Below are 17,287 nucleotides of genomic sequence, written 5' to 3' on the forward strand. Positions count from 1 at the left end.
TGTTCGGGTTATCGGGGGGCCATGCGCAGGGCACAGTCGAGACGGACAACCTCACCATTGAGCACCGGGTTGCTGACCATCTGATCGACCATCATGGCGAACTCGTCAGGTTTGCCCATCCGGCTCGGGAACGGCAGCGTGGCGGCCAGGCTCTCCTGCACTTCATCCGGCATGCCGGCCATCATCGGTGTCATGAAAATGCCCGGTGCGATGGTGTTCACCCGGATACCCTGCCGGGCCAGTTCCCGGGCAGCCTGAAGGGTCAGCGAGACAATGCCACCCTTGGAGGCACTGTAGGCCGCCTGACCAATCTGTCCTTCATAGGCGGCGATGGAGGCCGTATTGATGATGACGCCCCGCTCACCATCGGCGTTGGGCTCGCGTTCGGCCATGTCGGCGGCCGCCAGACGCAGAATGTTGAAACTGCCAATCAGGTTGACCTCGACCACCTTGCTGAATTTCTCCAGCGGCATAACGCCTTCACGACCCAGAATCTTTCCGGCCGGCGCAATACCGGCGCAGTTCACGGCGATCCCACAGGGGCCATGAGCCTTACGCGCGGCACTCACCGCCTCATCGGCGCTGTCGGCGGAACTGACGTCACAATACAGAAACAGGCCGCCAATCTCTCCGGCCACTTTCTCACCCTGCTCGGCGTTCATGTCCAGAATGGCCACCTTGCAACCTGACGTGGCCAGCTTCCGGGCAACAGCCTCGCCCAGACCGGACGCCCCACCTGAGACAATGGCGGGCACCTCTTTGAATTCCATCGATTTCTCTCCCAATAACGGGCCCTGCACCACAGGGCCCTCAGGTGTTAACTTTTACGTTTACGTAAACTTTAACCAATTCCTATCAAAAAGGGAAACCGGCAGCAAATCAGTCCAGGCGCTCGACCAGCAGGGCAATCCCCTGACCGCCCCCGATACACATGGTGACCAGGCCATGGCGGCCACCGGTCCGCTCCAGCTCTGCCAGGGTCTTGATAATCAGGATGGAACCGGTAGCACCCACCGGATGGCCAAGGGCGACAGCGCCACCGTTCGGATTTACCTTGTCCTCCGGCAGCCCCAGTTCCCGCGAGACCGCCATCGCCTGGGCGGCAAAGGCTTCATTGGATTCAATCACGTCCAGGTCCGCAACCGACAGGCCGGTCTGCTCAAGCACCCGGCGTACGGCAGGAATCGGCCCCAGACCCATGACCTCCGGATCAACACCGGCGAAGGCGTAACCCAGCAGGCGCCCCCTGGCCTTCAGGCCCCGATTCTGAGCCTCCCGGGCACTGGTCAGCACCATGGCGGCTGCGCCATCGTTAATGCCCGAGGCGTTACCGGCCGTGACAATGCCGTTCGGGTCGAACGCCGGCTTGAGGCTGGCCAGACTTTCGGCCGTGGTGTCTGCCCGCACATGCTCATCGCGCTCGACCACAAGCTCCTTGCGCCCCTGCCTGACGGTGACCGGCACGATCTGGCTATCAAAATGGCCCTGCTCGATGGCCCGGGCGGCACGCCGGTGACTTTCTGCGGAAAACGCATCCAGCTCCTGGCGGGTAAACCCGTTGCGCTGGGCCACCCGCTCGGCGGTCATGCCCATATGGCCACTGCCAAAGGGATCACTCAGGATACCCAGGGTCAGGTCCACCGCCCGGCCATCCCCCATGCGCAGCCCCTTTCGGACGTTGGGCAACACATAGGCGCCCTGACTCATGCTCTCGGCGCCGCCGGCCAGCGCCAGGCGACTGTCGCCCATGGCGATCATCTGCGCGGCACTGATCACCGACTGGACGCCGGAGCCACACAGCCGGTTGACGTTGAATGCGGCAGACCCCGGCTTCATGCCGACGTTCAACGCAATATGGCGGGCAACATAGGCGTCCTGCGGGCCGGTGGTGATGATGTGGCCAAACACGGAGTGATCCAGGTCCTCCGGCGCCACGCCGGAGCGGCGGATCGCCTCGGCCGCCGCGCAGGTGCCCAGATCCGCCGGGGCCAGACTGCTCAGAGAGCCGCCAAAACCACCGATGGCGGTGCGGGCGCCGTCCAGAATGACAACGTCTTTAATGCTCATATTCCTGTCCTCTTGCAACGATCGTGTTAAAGCTTCAGGCCTTGCCCAGCATGGAGCGGGCAATGACCTCTTTCATGATTTCCGACGTGCCCGCATAGATGGTCTGTACACGGGCGTCCACAAAGAACCTCGAAATCGGGTATTCGCGAGTGTAGCCATAGCCGCCAAACAACTGCAGGCAGTCATTGGCAATGTCGCACTGCATTTCCGTCAGCATCAGCTTCAGGACGGCCGCGTCCGTGGCTGTCATGTCGCCCCGGTGATACCGGTCCATGCACTGGTTCAGGTAGGCCCGTGCCATATCCAGGCGGGCCCGGGCCTCGGCCAGCTTGAAACGGGTGTTCTGGAAATCCGCCACCCGCTGACCAAACGCCCGACGCTCCTGGACATACTCCAGGGTCAGCGCCAGGGCTCCCTCGCTGGCACCCACAGCCTGGGCCCCCACCCCCAGGCGCTCCCGGGGCAACTCCTGCATCAGGTAGGCGAACCCCCTGCCCGCTTCACCCAGCAACAACTCTTCCGGCACAACCAGGTCCTGGAAAAACAGTTCGGCGGTGTCGCTGGCGTGCTGGCCGATCTTGGCTATGCCTTTACCACGACTGAACCCGGGTAACGATGCGTCCACCAGGAACAGGGAAACGCCCCGGGCACCGGCTTTGGGGTCGGTCTTGGCGCAGACGATAACCAGATCGGCATGCAGGCCGTTGGTGATGAAGACCTTGGCACCATTGATCCGCCAGCCCCCGGGCACCTTTTCCGCGGATGTGCGCATGGCCGCCAGGTCACTGCCTGCGCCAGGCTCGGTCATCGCGATGGCACCCAGCACCTCCCCGGAGGCCATGGCCGGCAGGTAACGCTGCTTCTGCGCCTCGGATCCCAGATGCAGAATATAAGGCATGACGATGTTGGCGTGAATGTTGTACCCGGAGGCCAGCCCGCCATACCCCTGACGTGCAATTTCCTCGATAGCCAGTTGAGAAATCTCGAACGCTGCCCCGGCCCCGCCATAGGCCTCTGGCATATCGATGCCGAGCATGCCGGCCTGCCCCAGAATGTTCCATAGCTGTCTGGGAATTTCCCCGGCTTCCTCCCACTGCTCATACCAGGGTGCCACTTCCTGCTCCAGCGCCCGGTTGATCATGGTCTGGAACAGGTCAATATCCGGCTGCTCGACTGACATTTATGGCCTCGCAATTGAATTCACTGAGTAAGATGGACCATCATTAGACCCCTTACTTTTCGGGGCGGGAATGACCCTTCCTGCCGAAATAATTGACCCTTTACGCATCTGCCCGGACCCGTCATGGCCAAGGCCCACATCGCCAACCACTACCTGCAGGCCACCGTTCGTGGTGCTGAGCGCCAGGGTCACCGGGCCAGTGAACTGCTGGCCCGGGCGGACATTCCCGAAAACTGGCTGAACCGCCCTGGCCAACTGATCACCGAGGCGCAACTGACCGCACTGGTCAAAGCGGTCTGGCGAGCCACCCGCGACGAGTTTCTGGGGCTATCCTCCAGCCCCTGCCGCAACGGCACCTTTGCGCTCATGTGCGAGTACTGCCTGGATTCCGCCACGCTTGGCGCGGTGCTGCGCAAAAGTGCCCGCTTCTACCGGATTATCTGCGCAAACCTGGACATTGAGCTTGAGGAGCCGGCTGACAGTGATCGACTGGTCTTTTTCCGGCTCAACCTCCGGGACGCCTGCAACGACACCGATCACCTGCTACAGGAATTCCTGCTGCTGATGTGGGAGCGGCTGGCATGCTGGCTGGTGGACCAGCAGATCCCCTTCGCCCGCACCCAGTTCAATTACGCCCCTCCGTCCCACGCCCGGGAATACCGGGCCATGTACCCCGGCGAACTCGACTTCGAAGCCCCGGTATGCGGCTTTTACATGCACCGGCGGTATCTGCAGTTGCCCATCGTGCGCAGCGAAGAAGAACTGACGCAGTTCCTGCAGGCGGCACCGGCTTACATCCTGCACCGGCCCAGCCAGGACGAGACCCTGCGCACCCGCGTGCGGTCGTTGCTCGCCCGCTACGACTACCGGGATATGCCCGGGCTGGACGCCCTGGGTGACCAGCTTCACATGACCCCGCGCAGCATCGGCCGGAAACTCCAGGAAGAAGGCACCTCCCTGCGGCGGATCAAGGAATCCCTGCGCCGGGAACACGCCCTGCGCCTGCTGGTACGGGAAAACCTCAGCATCGCCGACGTGGGTGAGCGCGTAGGTTTTGCGGAAACGGCTTCCTTCTGCCGGGCGTTCAAGCGCTGGACCGGCACCTCCCCTGCCCGCTGGCTCCAGAGCCGAAACCACTAACCCGGGGCACCGCCCTGGCGGTTTGAGACAATTTTTTCGACCGGACCGGTCATTCCCGTCAATCCTCAGGCTCTGCATTAATGACTGGCACAGGGAAATAACAACAAACAGACGAGGTGACCCATGCCAGACTCAGCACGCCAAGCTGGACTCACGGCCAGTGCCGGCATTCAGCGGGCCAGAAGAAACACCATTGGCGATGCCATGGCCCGATCGGCCGCAACCCATGGTGAGCAGACGGCCCTGGCCTTCGCCGACCGGGAATGGAGCTTTGCCGGGATCGAGCAGGCGAGCAACCGGCTTGCTCACCGCCTGCTGGACCTTGGCCTGACCCCGGGTGACAGGGTCGCAGCCTATGGCAAAAACTCCGATGCCTACATCCTGCTCTGGCTGGCCTGCGCGAAAGCCGGCCTGATCCATGTTCCGGTGAACTACGCACTGGTCGAACACGAACTGGCCTATGTACTGAACCAGTCCGGCGCCAGCGCGCTGTTTTACGATACCGGGCTCACCTCGCAGGTGGACGCCGTGGCCGACCAGGTCTGCTTTGACATCCGCGTGCCGCTGCACGGCGAAGCCCACCAGACCGACATACTGACCATGGCCCGGGCCGAGGGCGATGACACGCCACCGGAACTGGAACTGGCCGACACCGACGTGGTGCAGATCCTTTACACCTCCGGCACCACTTCCGACCCGAAGGGCGCGATGCACACCCACCGCTCCCTGCTGACCGAATACGCCGCTGCCCAGTATCACCTGGATATCCTGCCGACGGACCGCTGCCTGGCAGCATTGCCGCTGTACCATTCGGCACAGATGCACGTATTCATGATGCCCATGCTGCTGACCGGCGGTTACACCCGCCTGATCAGCACCCCGACACCCGAGGCGATACTCGGCCTGCTGACCAGCGAACAGCTCAATGCCTCCTTCGCACCCCCGACGGTCTGGATCTCCCTGTTGCACTACCCGGAGTTTGCTCCGGAAAGACTCCAGCACCTGACCAAAATCTACTACGGGGCCTCCATCATGCCCGGCCAGGTGGTACAGCAACTGAGCGAACAGCTACCCAACGCCGGCCTCTACAACTGCTATGGCCAGAGTGAAATTGGGCCGCTGGCCACCGTCCTGCGACCTGAGGAGCATCGGGACCGCCCCACCTCGGCTGGCCGGCCACTGCAAACAGTGCAGACCCGCATCGTCGATCCCGTCAGCGGCGAGGACTGTCCACCCGGTGAACAGGGCGAACTGGTGCACCGATCGCCACAGCTCATGGTGGGCTACTGGGACAAACCCGGTGCCACTGACGAAGCCTTCCGGAACGGCTGGTTCCACTCCGGCGATCTGGGTTACCAGGATGAAGCCGGTTACCTCTACATCGTCGACCGGATCAAGGACGTCGTGAACACCGGCGGCGTTCTGGTGGCCAGCCGGGATGTGGAGGAAGCACTGTATCAGCACCCCGCCGTGGCAGAAGTTGCCGTCATCGGTGTGCCCGACGAGAAATGGATCGAGGCCATCTGCGCCGTCGTGGTCGTCAGAGACGGGCACCCCCAGGATGCCAACGAGCTCCTGGAACACGCCCGCACCCGGCTGGCCGCCTTCAAGGTGCCCAAGCACATCCAGTTCATCGAGGCGCTTCCCAAGAACAGCGCCGGCAAACTGCTCAAGCGCAAACTGCGCCAGGCCTTCCCACACTCTGAAGCCTGAGCCTGCCCTCCCGCCGTAGCGTCCTGCTCCGGCGGGAGGAGCCGCCCCGTCACCGATCTCACCTTACCGCCAACGCCGGCACATCGCCTCTGTTACCATATCCGTTACCTTTTACGATTCTTGGAACAAAACACCCTTTACGTTTACGTAAACTTCATCTAACCTTGAGCAAAAAGGATAGGGTCATGGTCGAAAAACGCACATTCACAATCAGCGAACTGGCTCAGGAGTTCGACGTCACCACCCGGAGCATTCGCTTCTACGAGGATCAGGGACTGCTGCGCCCCACCCGGCGTGGACAGACCCGGATTTTCAGCACCAAGGACCGGGTACGCCTGAAGCTCATCCTCCGGGGCAAGCGCATGGGCTTCACCCTGGCCGAGACCAAGGAGCTTTTCGACCTGTGGGATGAAACCCCGACCGGTAACGAGAAACAGCTGCTGAAAATGCTCGAGATCCTCACGGACCGGCGCCAGCAACTGGAGCAGCAGAAAAACGACATTGCCCAGGCGGAGATGGAAATGGACACCGCCGAGGCCCGCTGCCGTGAAGCCCTGGCCGAACTGGAACGCAAGAAACAGCGTCGGCAGGCAGCGACAAAAGACGGAGAGGTCGTCGGCGAGGGCTGACGACCACCAGACAACCAAGTTCCGAGAAAAAAGGTAGCCAACAATGAAATCACAATACTCAGAGCTCAATTTCGGACTGGGCGAAACCCTGGACATGCTGCGAGAGCAGATCAACAGCTTCGCCGCATCGGAAATCGCCCCCCGCGCCGAGGAAATCGACCGCAACAACGAGTTCCCCATGGACCTCTGGCGGAAAATGGGCGATATGGGCCTGCTGGGTATTACCGTGAAAGAAGAATACGGCGGATCCGACATGGGCTACCTGGCGCACGTAATCGCCATGGAAGAAATCAGCCGGGCCTCCGCCTCCGTTGGCCTGTCCTACGGTGCCCACTCCAACCTGTGCGTGAACCAGATTCACCGCAACGGCTCCGAGGAACAGAAACAGAAGTACCTGCCAAAACTCGTCAGCGGCGAGCACGTGGGTGCCCTGGCCATGTCCGAGCCCAACGCCGGCTCCGACGTCATCTCCATGAAACTGACCGCCAAAGACGCCGGTGACCACTACCTGCTCAACGGCAACAAGATGTGGATTACCAACGGTCCGGATGCCAACACCTATGTGATCTACGCCAAGACCGACACCTCCGCCGATTCCAAGGGCGTTACCGCGTTTATTGTCGAGCGTGACTACCCCGGCTTCAGCCGCCACCAGAAACTCGACAAGCTGGGTATGCGCGGCTCCAACACCTGTGAGCTGGTGTTCGAGGACTGCAAGGTGCCCAAGGAGAACGTCCTGGGCGGCGTAGGCAATGGCGCTCGCGTACTGATGAGCGGCCTGGACTACGAACGCCTGGTGCTCTCCGGTGGCCCGCTGGGCATCATGCAGGCCGCCATGGACGTGGTGGTTCCCTACATCCGCGAACGCAAACAGTTCGGCCAGGCCATCGGCGAGTTCGAACTGGTCCAGGGCAAAGTGGCAGACATGTACACCTGGATGAACACCGCCAAATCCTACGTCTATATGGTGGCCCAGTCCGCCGACCGGGGCGAAACCACCCGCAAGGACGCCGCCGGCGCCATCCTCTACTCGGCCGAAATGGCCACCAAGCTGGCCCTGGATGCCATCCAGCTGCTGGGCGGCAACGGCTACATCAACGAGTACCCGACCGGCCGCCTGCTGCGGGACGCCAAGCTCTACGAAATCGGTGCGGGCACGTCCGAAATCCGCCGCATGCTGATCGGGCGCGAGCTGTTCCTGAACAAGTAAGACGCTGAAGCGCGGAAACCAGCACCCAATGTATGACGAGGGGCTGGTGGGGGTGCTCTTTCCGGGAGTGTCTGTGGCCATGGACGGCCACAGTCAAGCGCACAGGGATGTGCTCGTAGCGTCTCCCGGAAAGCGCGCCCCCACCAGAACCGAGCGCCCCGAATGCCCCCGAATAGAAGGCAGGGAAAATGACCATACTCCAAAGCAAAATCAACCCGAGGTCCGACGAATTCCAGGTTAACCACCAGGCCATGGCGGACGCGGTCAAAGACCTCCGGGAAAAAGTCGACAAGATCCATCAGGGCGGCGGCCCTTCCTACCAGAAGCGCCACACTGACCGGGGCAAGCTGCTGCCCCGTGAACGCATCAACCGACTGCTCGACGAAGGCTCCCCCTTCCTCGAAATCGGTCAGTTTGCCGCCTACAACGTCTATGACGAAGAAGTGCCGGCCGCCGGCGTGGTCGCCGGAATCGGTCGCGTCAGTGGCACCGAATGCATGATCATTGCCAACGACGCCACGGTTAAAGGCGGCACTTACTACCCGCTGACGGTCAAGAAGCACCTGCGGGCCCAGGAAATCGCCATGGCTAACCGCCTGCCGTGCATCTACCTGGTCGATTCCGGCGGCGCCAACCTGCCCCAGCAGGACGAAGTCTTCCCGGACCGGGACCACTTCGGTCGCATCTTCTACAACCAGGCCCGCATGTCCGCCGACGACATTCCGCAGATTGCCGTGGTCATGGGCCTGTGCACCGCCGGCGGTGCTTACGTTCCGGCCATGGCCGACGAATCCATCATTGTGCGCAACCAGGGCACCATCTTCCTGGCCGGCCCGCCCCTGGTGAAAGCCGCCACCGGCGAAGTAGTCAGTGCCGAGGACCTGGGGGGCGCTGACGTCCACTGCAAGGTCTCCGGTGTCGCCGACCATTACGCGGAAAACGACGCCCACGCCCTGGAGATCGCCCGGCGCAGCGTAGCCAACCTCAACCGCCGCAAACCCGTGCCGGTTGAGGTCCAGAAGCCCAAAGCCCCCCTGTATGACAGTGAAGAAATCTACGGCATCGTCGGCACCGACCTGCGCAAACAGTTCGATGTGCGTGACGTCATTGCCCGCATCGTCGATGGTTCCGAGTTCGACGAATTCAAACGCTACTACGGCCAGACCCTGGTCACCGGCTTTGCCCATATCCACGGCTACCCGGTCGGTATCATTGCCAACAACGGCATCCTGTTCAGCGAGTCCGCCCAGAAAGGCGCGCACTTCATAGAACTGTGCTGCCAGCGCAACATTCCACTGCTGTTCCTGCAGAACATCACCGGTTTCATGGTCGGCCAGAAACACGAGGCCGAAGGCATCGCCAAGCACGGTGCCAAAATGGTCATGGCTGTAGCCTGCGCCGAGGTACCGAAGATCACCGTACTGATCGGTGGCAGTTACGGTGCCGGCAACTATGGCATGTGTGGCCGGGCCTACAGCCCGGACTTCCTGTGGATGTGGCCCAACGCCCGCATCTCCGTGATGGGGGGCGAGCAGGCCGCCGGCGTACTGGCACAGGTACGCCGCGAAGGCATGGAACGTAAAGGCCAGACCTGGAGCGAAGAGGAAGAGGCCGAATTCAAGAAACCGATCACCGAGAAATACGAGCACCAGGGCCACCCCTACTACGCCAGTGGCCGGCTCTGGGACGACGGTGTCATCGACCCGGCACAGACCCGCGAAGTGGTCGCCCTGAGCCTGTCAGCCACCCTAAACCGGCCCGCCAAGCCCACGCGCTTTGGCGTGTTCCGCATGTAATCAGGGAGCCGAGTCATGACAGAACAGGAAAATGCCGTGCGGCTGAACAACCGGAGCGAAGGCATCACCGAAGTGATCCTCAACCGCCCGGACAAGCGCAACGCCTTTGACGACCTCATCATCCAGCAACTGATCGACGCCCTGACCCGGGTGGACGCAGACGACGATACCCGGATTGTCATCCTCCGCTCCGAAGGCCGGCACTTCTCGGCCGGAGCGGATCTGGGCTGGATGCGGCGGATGGCCGACAACACCCGCCAGGAAAACCTGGACGACTCCCGGCAACTGGCCCGGCTGATGAACGTGCTCAACCACCTGTCCAAACCGGTGATCGGTCTGGTTCAGGGAGCGGCCTTTGGCGGCGCCGTCGGCCTGGCCGCCTGCTGTGACATCGTACTGGCAACGGAAAAGGCCAGTTTCTGCCTCAGTGAGGTCAAGCTGGGGCTGATCCCCGCGGTCATCAGCCCCTATGTTGTCAGGGCCATCGGCGAACGCCAGGCCCGCCGTTACTTCATCTCCGCCGAAGTGTTCACCGCACAGCAGGCTCAGGAATACGGCCTTGTACACATCGTCTGTGATGATGTCGATGACATGGAAGCCCGCTGCAACGACATGCTCGCACAACTGGCCATGAACGGACCCGAGGCCATGAAAGCCGCCAAGGACCTGGTATTTGCCGTCAGCCACAAGCCCATTGATGAGGAAGTGATTGACGACACGGCACACCGCATCGCGGATATCCGGGTGGGTAAGGAAGGACAGGAGGGGCTTGGCGCCTTCCTGAACAAACGAAAGGCCAACTGGGTACCGGAGGACAACTCATAATGTTTAGCAAAATCCTAATCGCCAACCGGGGCGAAATCGCCTGCCGGGTTATCCAGACCGCACACCGCATGGGCATCCGCTGCGTTGCGGTCTACTCCGATGCTGACGCCAGTGCCCGCCATGTGGCCATGGCCGACGAGGCCTTCCACATCGGCCCCGCCGCCAGCGCCGACAGCTACCTGCGCGGTGACAAGATCATCGAGGTGGCCCGGCAAAGCGGCGCCCAGGCGGTACACCCCGGTTATGGCTTCCTGTCCGAAAACACCGATTTCGCCGAGGCCTGCGAAGCCAATGGCATCGCCTTCATCGGCCCGCCTTCCTCCGCCATTGCCGCCATGGGCTCCAAGTCCGCGGCCAAGGCCATTATGGAAAAGGCCGGCGTGCCGCTGGTTCCCGGTTATCACGGTGACGACCAGTCACCGGACCTGCTGCGGGCCGAGGCCGAAAAGTGCGGCTTCCCGCTGCTGCTCAAAGCCGTCGCCGGTGGCGGCGGCAAAGGCATGCGTGTGGTCGAGCGCATGAGCGAATTCGACGATGCCCTGGCCGCCGCCCAGCGCGAGGCGAAAAATGCCTTCGGCAACCCGGACATGCTGATCGAACGCTACCTGACCCAGCCCCGCCATGTGGAAATCCAGGTGTTCTGTGACCAGCACGGCAACGGCATCTATCTGGCCGAACGGGACTGCTCCGTGCAGCGCCGGCATCAGAAAGTGCTGGAAGAAGCACCGGCGCCGGGCCTGAGCGAAGACACCCGAAAAGCCATGGGCGAAGCCGCGGTGCGGGCTGCCAAGGCCATCAATTACGTCGGGGCCGGCACGGTCGAATTCCTGTATGACGTGGACGGCTCTTTCTTCTTCATGGAAATGAACACCCGCCTGCAGGTGGAACACCCCGTCACCGAAATGGTCACCGGCCAGGATCTGGTGGAGTGGCAACTGAAAGTGGCCTGGGGCGAAACCCTGCCGCTGGCGCAGGAACAGGTAAAAACCCGTGGCCATGCCGTGGAAGCCCGCATCTACGCCGAAGACCCGGACCAGGACTTCCTGCCCGCCACCGGCACACTGCGCTATCTGAGCACGCCGGATGAATCCGCCCACGTCCGGGTGGATACCGGCGTGACCGAAGGCGACGAGATCAGCATCCATTACGACCCGATGATCGCCAAACTGATCGTCTGGGACGAGAGCCGTGACCAGGCCGTCAATCGCATGGTTCAGGCGCTGGAGCAGTATCGGATTGCAGGCCTGAAGACCAACATCCGGTTCCTGCATGCGGCGGTGGACAGCCAGCCTTTCCGGGCCGCCGAACTGACCACCAATTTCATTGCCAGCCACGGTGACCTGCTGTTCCCGAAATCCCGTCTGGATACCGACAAGGCCCTGGTGCTGGCCGCTGGCTTTGTGCTGGAACAGCGCAAATCGGCAGAGCCGGTCACCGCAGACCCCTGGTCGCCGTTCGGCCGCAAGAACAGCTGGCGCCTGAACTCCGAGTATGCCCAGCCGCTGAAGCTGCAGGTAGGCGACGAGGTACACGAGCTCAAGCTGCTGGAGCGGGATGACCGTTACCAGGTCTTCGTGGGCGACAGCGTCTACCACCTGAACGCCCGCCTGGATGATGACTACCTGCAGGCTGTCATCAATGGCCACCGGCTCAGCGTGCACGGCAACCTGCATAACGACGAACTGGTGCTGTTCTATGAGGGCGACACCTTCAAGTGCACCGTCTACCGCGAAACCTACGACTTCGAGGAACTGGCCGGCGAAGGCAGCCTGGCGGCCCCGATGAATGGCGCTGTAGTGGCTATCCAGGCCAAGGCAGGCGACCGGGTCAAAGCAGGTGACACTCTGGTGATCATGGAAGCCATGAAGATGGAACACGCCATCAAGGCCCCTGCCGATGGCGTGGTCAGCGAGATCTTCTACGGTGAGGGTGATCAGGTGGCCGAAGGTGCTGAACTGATTGCCATCGACACAGAGGAGGCAGACTGATGGCTTTCCCGAAACAGGTCCGCCTGGTGGAGATGAGCCCACGGGATGGACTCCAGAACGAGCCCGGCCCGGTCATCGCCACCAACATCAAGACCGGCCTCATCGACCGGCTGGCCGATTGCGGCCTGGGGCATATTGAGGCCGCCAGTTTCGTCTCCCCCAAATGGGTGCCCCAGATGGGTGATGCGACCGAGGTCATGGCCGGCCTCACCCGCAGGCCCGGCGTCCGCTATTCCGCCCTGACGCCCAACCTCAAGGGCTTTGAAAACGCGCGGGCAGCGGGCGCTGACGAAGTGGCCGTGTTCGGCGCAGCGTCGGAATCGTTCACCAGAAAGAACATCAACTGCACCATCGCCGAAAGCCTCGAACGCTTCGCGCCAGTGGTGGAAGAGGCCCGGAAGTACGGCATCCCGGTGCGCGGCTACGTGTCCACGGTCCTGGGCTGTCCGTATGAAGGCGAGATCGCACCCGATCAGGTGGCAACGGTGGCCAAAGCACTTTACGACATGGGCTGCTATGAAATCTCCCTGGGCGACACCATCGGCGTCGGCACGCCCCTGAAAGCCAAGCGCATGCTTGAAGCCGTTGCCCGCGAGGTGCCGATGGCGCATCTGGCCGCCCATTTCCATGACACCTACGGCCAGGCACTGGCTAATCTCTACGCCGTGCTTGAAGAAGGCGTAGCCGTCATCGACGCCTCGGTCGCCGGCCTGGGTGGCTGCCCCTACGCCCGGGGCGCCTCCGGCAACGTGGCAACCGAAGACGTGCTATACCTGCTCAACGGACTGGGTATCGCAACCGGGGTCGATCTGGACAAACTGGTGGCCACCGGAGACTGGATCTGCGGCCAACTGGACCGCCATAACGGCTCAAAAGTCGGCCAGGCACTGGGCGGTAACTGCCAATGAGAGGAGCGGGGAGTGGGCACGGCTGTCCGGGATCGTCCAAAACAGGGATGTTTTGGTCGAGCGTACAGGGACGTATTCACAGCGTATCCCGGACAGTCGTGCCCACTCGCCGCTACGCCCGATATTGAACTGAAGGCTAGGAGCAAATAATGAGTAACAACAACATCGTCGCCCTGGACCTCCCGATCCCCGAGATCCGTGATTTACCGGAGGACACCCAAAAATACTTCCAGATCTGCCAGGAAAAACTCGGCATGATCCCGAACGTACTCACCGCCTACAGCCAGAACCTGAAACAGCTTGAAGGCTTCACCCGCCTCTACAACGAGCTCATGCTCGGTGAAGGCGAACTGTCCAAGCTGGAGCGGGAAATGGTCGCCGTGGTGGTGTCATCCGAGAACAAATGCTTCTACTGCCTGGTGGCCCATGGCGCGGCGGTTCGAGTCCTCAGCGGCGACCCGACCCTGGGTGAACACATGGTGATGAACTACCGCACCGCCAACCTGGACAAGCGCCAGCGGGCGATGCTCGATTTCGCATCCCAACTGACCCGCTCACCCGCCACCACCACGGAACAGGATATCCAGACCCTGCGCGATGCCGGCCTGAGCGACCGCGCCATCTGGGACCTGAGCAACCTGATTGGCTTCTACAACATGTCGAACCGCGTGGCGATCGCCAGCGATATGCAACCCAACCCTGAATACCACAGCCAGAGTCGCTAGCAAGCCCCGAATGCTTGCCAGCCCTCAACTACAAAAACAATCGGAGGCAGAGACATGAGCAAGACTCTACCAAGCTACACCAGCGGCACCGCCGAATCCCCCCTGCTGGGCATGACCATCGGGGACATGCTGGATCGCACCGCCGAGCTGTATCCGGATCAGGAAGCCCTGGTGTGCCTGCATCAGGACATCCGCTGGACCTACCGGGAATTCGTCGACAAGGTCAACGAAGCCGCCCGGGCGTTCATGGCCATCGGCGTCAAGCGGGGCGACCGGGTGGGCATCTGGTCCCCCAACCGCTACGAGTGGACCGTCACCCAGTTTGCTACCGCCAAGGTTGGCGCCATCCTGGTCAACATCAACCCGGCCTACGGCGTACACGAACTCAATTACGCCATGAACCTGGCCGGCATCAGTGTCCTGGTCACCGCCGACAGCTTCAAGACCTCCAACTACCGCCAGATGGTCTACGACCTGGCACCGGAGCTGAAACGCAGCGCTCCCGGCAAGCTCAAGGCCGACAACGTGCCCGAACTGCGTGCGGTGATTAACGTTCACGAAGAACGCCACGACGGCATGTGGACCTGGCAGGACTTCCTGGCCTTCAACAGCGACGTCTCGGAAGAGGAACAGGCCAAGCGCCAGAGCGAACTGCAGTTCGACGATGCCATCAACATCCAGTTCACGTCCGGCACCACCGGCAACCCCAAGGGCGCCACACTGACCCACCACAACATCCTGAACAATGGTTACTTTGTCGGCGAGAGCCAGCGCCTGACCGAAAACGACCGCCTGGTGATCCCGGTGCCCCTGTACCACTGCTTCGGTATGGTGATGGGCAACCTCGGGTGCATCACTCACGGTTCCGCCATGATCTACCCGGGCGAAGGATTTGACCCGAAAACCGTTCTGCAGGCGGTCCACCAGGAGCGGGCCACGGCCCTGTATGGCGTCCCCACCATGTTCATCGCCGAACTGGCGGACCCCGAGTTTGAAAGCTATGACCTGTCCACCCTGCGCACCGGCATCATGGCTGGCTCCATCTGCCCGGCCGAGGTGATGAAAAAGGTCAACAGCAAGATGCACATGAAAGAGGTGCAGATTGCCTACGGCATGACCGAAACCAGCCCGGTGTCGACCCAGACCAGCTCCCTCGATCCGTTCGAGAAACAGGTCACCACGGTGGGCCGCACCCAGCCACACCTGGAATCGAAGATCGTCGACCCCGGCACCGGCAATGTGCTGCCCCGCGGTGAAATTGGCGAACTTTGCACCCGCGGCTACAGCGTGATGCTCAAGTACTGGAACAACGAGGAAAAGACCCGCGAAGCCATCGATGACGGCGGCTGGATGCACACCGGCGACCTGGCCACCATGGACGAAGACGGCTACATCCAGATTGTCGGCCGCATCAAGGACATGGTGATCCGCGGTGGCGAGAACATCTATCCCAAGGAGATCGAGGAATTCCTCTACACCCACCCGGCCATCGAGGAAGTGCAGGTCACCGGTATCCCGGATGAAAAATACGGCGAGGAACTGATTGCCTGGGTGAAACTGCGCCCGGATGCAGAGCCCGTCAATGCCGACGATCTGCAGGCCTTCTGCAAGGGCAAGATCGCCCACTTCAAGATTCCGCGGAACTACAAGTTCGTGGATGAATTCCCGATGACCGTCACCGGGAAGATCCAGAAATTCAAGATGCGGGAAATCTCAATCGAGGAAATGGGACTGAAGTAATCCCTCAGTCCAGTGTGACGAGCACCTTCAGCGGGTGCTCGTCGCAATTGTTGCCGGGGCCACCCCGGTCCACCACCAGAAACTCCCCTTCCTGATCCAGAACCGAGTGGATGGCGTGCCAGGTGCCTGCACGGTAGTTGACGCCCTGACCACCGTCGGTCACGAATGCCCGCACACTCTCCGGCTCAATCCGCTCTCCGGGCGGTGCCACCACCACCACGAAGCGCTCCCCGTGCATGGGTATAAAGGCCTGGCTTCCCAGTGGATGACGCTCCAGTCCCTCCACCTCCAGCGGGATGGTCACCGGCTGGCTGACGAAGATGCTTATCATGGGCCGGGCGCCGTCGCCCAGGGCCTCTACTCTGGCCAGATCGTGGAATCGCTGGGTCCTGCCTCCGTTGATGGGAAAGGACTTGGCCACGCGGGTATCAATCACTTCCCCGAAATCCTCGAAGGCTTCCGGCGTCAATGGCTGGGCTTTCAGATTCAGCATGATGTCATTGTCTCCGGCAAAATCAGCGACCGGTGAACCCGGACAGTTTCATGTGACGGTTAACGTCCTTGTACAGCAGGTACCGGAATCGTCCCGGCCCACCGGCATAACAGGCCTGCGGGCAGAAGGCCCGGAGCCACATGTAATCGCCGGCCTCTACCTCAACCCAGTCCTTGTTGAGCAGGTAGACGCCCTTACCCTCCAGCACGTACAGGCCATGCTCCATGACGTGGGTTTCGGCAAACGGGATCACGCCGCCCGGCTCGAAGGTCACGATGTTCACGTGCATGTCGTGGCGCATGTCGCTCTGGTCCACGAAGCGGGTGGTGGCCCAGCAGCCGTTGGTATCCGGCATTTCACCCGGCTCGATATCCGCTTCGTTGGTCACGAACGCTTCAGGAACCTCAACGCCCTCAACGTATTCATAGGCTTTGCGGATCCAGTGGAAGCGTACCGCCTGCTCGGCGGTGTTACACACTTTCCAGTTGCTGCCTGGCGGAATAAAGGCATAGCCGCCCGGTGTCATCCGGTATTCGGCACCTTCCAGGGTGAGCGTCATCTCACCTTCCACGACAAACAGCACGGCTTCGGCACCCGGATCGGTCTCGGGCCTGTCACTACCGCCTCCCGGGGAAACCTCCATGATGTACTGGGAGAAGGTCTCGGCGAAGCCGGACAGAGGACGCGAGAGCACCCACAGGCGAGTCTTGTCCCAGAACGGCAGATGGCTGGTTACGATGTCCCGCATCACCCCCTTGGGAATGACGGCATACGCCTCGGTGAACACAGCCCGGTCCGTTAACAACTGCGTCTGGGGCGGATGCCCGCCATGAGGCGCGTAATAGGTTGGCTGATTGGCTTTGTCGGTCATCA

At 61.8% G+C, this 17,287-nt stretch carries 15 protein-coding genes; 10 read left to right on the forward strand and 5 right to left on the reverse strand.

What is annotated here, in order from left to right:
- Window positions 1-8 precede the first annotated feature (8 nt).
- The 3 genes from HNR38_RS09290 to HNR38_RS09300 all read right to left on the reverse strand — a co-directional run bounded on the left by HNR38_RS09290 (window position 9) and on the right by HNR38_RS09300 (window position 3,247).
- The gene (locus HNR38_RS09290) at window positions 9-770 is read right to left on the reverse strand and encodes an SDR family NAD(P)-dependent oxidoreductase (protein WP_183702695.1); all 762 of its coding nucleotides are present in this window, start codon (window positions 768-770) and stop codon (window positions 9-11) included.
- Window positions 771-879: 109 nt separating this feature from the next.
- On the reverse strand, window positions 880-2,067 hold the full coding sequence (gene bktB, locus HNR38_RS09295; protein WP_183702698.1) for a beta-ketothiolase BktB: 1,188 nt from the start codon (window positions 2,065-2,067) through the stop codon (window positions 880-882).
- A gap of 34 nt (window positions 2,068-2,101) precedes the next feature.
- On the reverse strand, window positions 2,102-3,247 hold the full coding sequence (locus HNR38_RS09300; protein WP_183702701.1) for an acyl-CoA dehydrogenase family protein: 1,146 nt from the start codon (window positions 3,245-3,247) through the stop codon (window positions 2,102-2,104).
- A 123-nt stretch (window positions 3,248-3,370) separates the two neighbouring features.
- Between HNR38_RS09300 and HNR38_RS09305 the strand changes: the two genes are divergently transcribed.
- The 10 genes from HNR38_RS09305 to HNR38_RS09350 all read left to right on the forward strand — a co-directional run bounded on the left by HNR38_RS09305 (window position 3,371) and on the right by HNR38_RS09350 (window position 15,921).
- A complete protein-coding gene (locus HNR38_RS09305; protein ID WP_183702703.1) occupies window positions 3,371-4,387 on the forward strand; it encodes an AraC family transcriptional regulator in 1,017 nt (338 codons plus the stop codon).
- A 123-nt stretch (window positions 4,388-4,510) separates the two neighbouring features.
- Window positions 4,511-6,100, forward strand: coding sequence for a fatty acyl-CoA synthetase (locus HNR38_RS09310; protein ID WP_183702706.1), 1,590 nt, complete (start codon window positions 4,511-4,513; stop codon window positions 6,098-6,100).
- Between the two features lie 185 nt (window positions 6,101-6,285).
- On the forward strand, window positions 6,286-6,729 hold the full coding sequence (locus HNR38_RS09315; protein ID WP_183702709.1) for a MerR family transcriptional regulator: 444 nt from the start codon (window positions 6,286-6,288) through the stop codon (window positions 6,727-6,729).
- Window positions 6,730-6,772: 43 nt separating this feature from the next.
- Window positions 6,773-7,939 (forward strand): isovaleryl-CoA dehydrogenase, encoded by a 1,167-nt coding sequence (locus HNR38_RS09320; protein WP_183702712.1) that lies wholly within the window; start codon window positions 6,773-6,775, stop codon window positions 7,937-7,939.
- 188 nt (window positions 7,940-8,127) lie between these two features.
- Complete coding sequence (locus tag HNR38_RS09325) at window positions 8,128-9,735, forward strand: carboxyl transferase domain-containing protein (RefSeq protein WP_183702715.1); 1,608 nt, start codon at window positions 8,128-8,130, stop codon at window positions 9,733-9,735.
- 15 nt (window positions 9,736-9,750) lie between these two features.
- Window positions 9,751-10,560 carry an enoyl-CoA hydratase-related protein gene (locus HNR38_RS09330; RefSeq protein ID WP_183702718.1) on the forward strand — a complete coding sequence of 270 codons (810 nt, stop codon included), beginning with the start codon at window positions 9,751-9,753 and terminating at the stop codon, window positions 10,558-10,560.
- A complete protein-coding gene (locus tag HNR38_RS09335; protein ID WP_183702721.1) occupies window positions 10,560-12,548 on the forward strand; it encodes an acetyl/propionyl/methylcrotonyl-CoA carboxylase subunit alpha in 1,989 nt (662 codons plus the stop codon). The genes HNR38_RS09330 and HNR38_RS09335 overlap by 1 nt, the downstream gene beginning before the upstream one ends.
- On the forward strand, window positions 12,548-13,456 hold the full coding sequence (locus tag HNR38_RS09340) for a hydroxymethylglutaryl-CoA lyase (RefSeq protein ID WP_183702724.1): 909 nt from the start codon (window positions 12,548-12,550) through the stop codon (window positions 13,454-13,456). The genes HNR38_RS09335 and HNR38_RS09340 overlap by 1 nt, the downstream gene beginning before the upstream one ends.
- 149 nt (window positions 13,457-13,605) lie before the next feature.
- Window positions 13,606-14,181 (forward strand): peroxidase-related enzyme, encoded by a 576-nt coding sequence (locus tag HNR38_RS09345; protein WP_183702727.1) that lies wholly within the window; start codon window positions 13,606-13,608, stop codon window positions 14,179-14,181.
- Window positions 14,182-14,235: 54 nt separating this feature from the next.
- Window positions 14,236-15,921: an AMP-binding protein gene (locus tag HNR38_RS09350; protein ID WP_183702730.1), complete on the forward strand. Its 1,686-nt coding sequence runs from the start codon at window positions 14,236-14,238 to the stop codon at window positions 15,919-15,921.
- Window positions 15,922-15,925: 4 nt separating this feature from the next.
- On the opposite strand, the gene HNR38_RS09355 is transcribed toward HNR38_RS09350, so the two are convergent.
- Together HNR38_RS09355 and HNR38_RS09360 are read right to left on the reverse strand one after the other, a co-directional pair.
- Window positions 15,926-16,414, reverse strand: coding sequence for an ureidoglycolate lyase (locus HNR38_RS09355; protein ID WP_183702733.1), 489 nt, complete (start codon window positions 16,412-16,414; stop codon window positions 15,926-15,928).
- A gap of 22 nt (window positions 16,415-16,436) precedes the next feature.
- Entirely contained in the window at window positions 16,437-17,285 is an 849-nt protein-coding gene (locus HNR38_RS09360) for a bifunctional allantoicase/(S)-ureidoglycine aminohydrolase (protein WP_183703355.1), read from the reverse strand.
- Window positions 17,286-17,287: the final 2 nt, after the last annotated feature.

The sequence above is a fragment of the Marinobacter oulmenensis genome (genome assembly GCF_014201735.1).
Taxonomy (GTDB): domain Bacteria; phylum Pseudomonadota; class Gammaproteobacteria; order Pseudomonadales; family Oleiphilaceae; genus Marinobacter; species Marinobacter oulmenensis.

Excerpts from the sequence above, each read along its gene's own strand:
- HNR38_RS09290 (WP_183702695.1), bottom strand. The coding sequence starts at position 770 with ATGGAATTCAAAGAGGTGCCCGCCATTGTCTCAGGTGGGGCGTCCGGT.
- bktB (WP_183702698.1), bottom strand. The coding sequence starts at position 2,067 with ATGAGCATTAAAGACGTTGTCATTCTGGACGGCGCCCGCACCGCCATC.
- HNR38_RS09300 (WP_183702701.1), bottom strand. The coding sequence starts at position 3,247 with ATGTCAGTCGAGCAGCCGGATATTGACCTGTTCCAGACCATGATCAAC.
- HNR38_RS09305 (WP_183702703.1), top strand. The coding sequence starts at position 3,371 with ATGGCCAAGGCCCACATCGCCAACCACTACCTGCAGGCCACCGTTCGT.
- HNR38_RS09310 (WP_183702706.1), top strand. The coding sequence starts at position 4,511 with ATGCCAGACTCAGCACGCCAAGCTGGACTCACGGCCAGTGCCGGCATT.
- HNR38_RS09315 (WP_183702709.1), top strand. The coding sequence starts at position 6,286 with ATGGTCGAAAAACGCACATTCACAATCAGCGAACTGGCTCAGGAGTTC.
- HNR38_RS09320 (WP_183702712.1), top strand. The coding sequence starts at position 6,773 with ATGAAATCACAATACTCAGAGCTCAATTTCGGACTGGGCGAAACCCTG.
- HNR38_RS09325 (WP_183702715.1), top strand. The coding sequence starts at position 8,128 with ATGACCATACTCCAAAGCAAAATCAACCCGAGGTCCGACGAATTCCAG.
- HNR38_RS09330 (WP_183702718.1), top strand. The coding sequence starts at position 9,751 with ATGACAGAACAGGAAAATGCCGTGCGGCTGAACAACCGGAGCGAAGGC.
- HNR38_RS09335 (WP_183702721.1), top strand. The coding sequence starts at position 10,560 with ATGTTTAGCAAAATCCTAATCGCCAACCGGGGCGAAATCGCCTGCCGG.
- HNR38_RS09340 (WP_183702724.1), top strand. The coding sequence starts at position 12,548 with ATGGCTTTCCCGAAACAGGTCCGCCTGGTGGAGATGAGCCCACGGGAT.
- HNR38_RS09345 (WP_183702727.1), top strand. The coding sequence starts at position 13,606 with ATGAGTAACAACAACATCGTCGCCCTGGACCTCCCGATCCCCGAGATC.
- HNR38_RS09350 (WP_183702730.1), top strand. The coding sequence starts at position 14,236 with ATGAGCAAGACTCTACCAAGCTACACCAGCGGCACCGCCGAATCCCCC.
- HNR38_RS09355 (WP_183702733.1), bottom strand. The coding sequence starts at position 16,414 with ATGCTGAATCTGAAAGCCCAGCCATTGACGCCGGAAGCCTTCGAGGAT.
- HNR38_RS09360 (WP_183703355.1), bottom strand. The coding sequence starts at position 17,285 with ATGACCGACAAAGCCAATCAGCCAACCTATTACGCGCCTCATGGCGGG.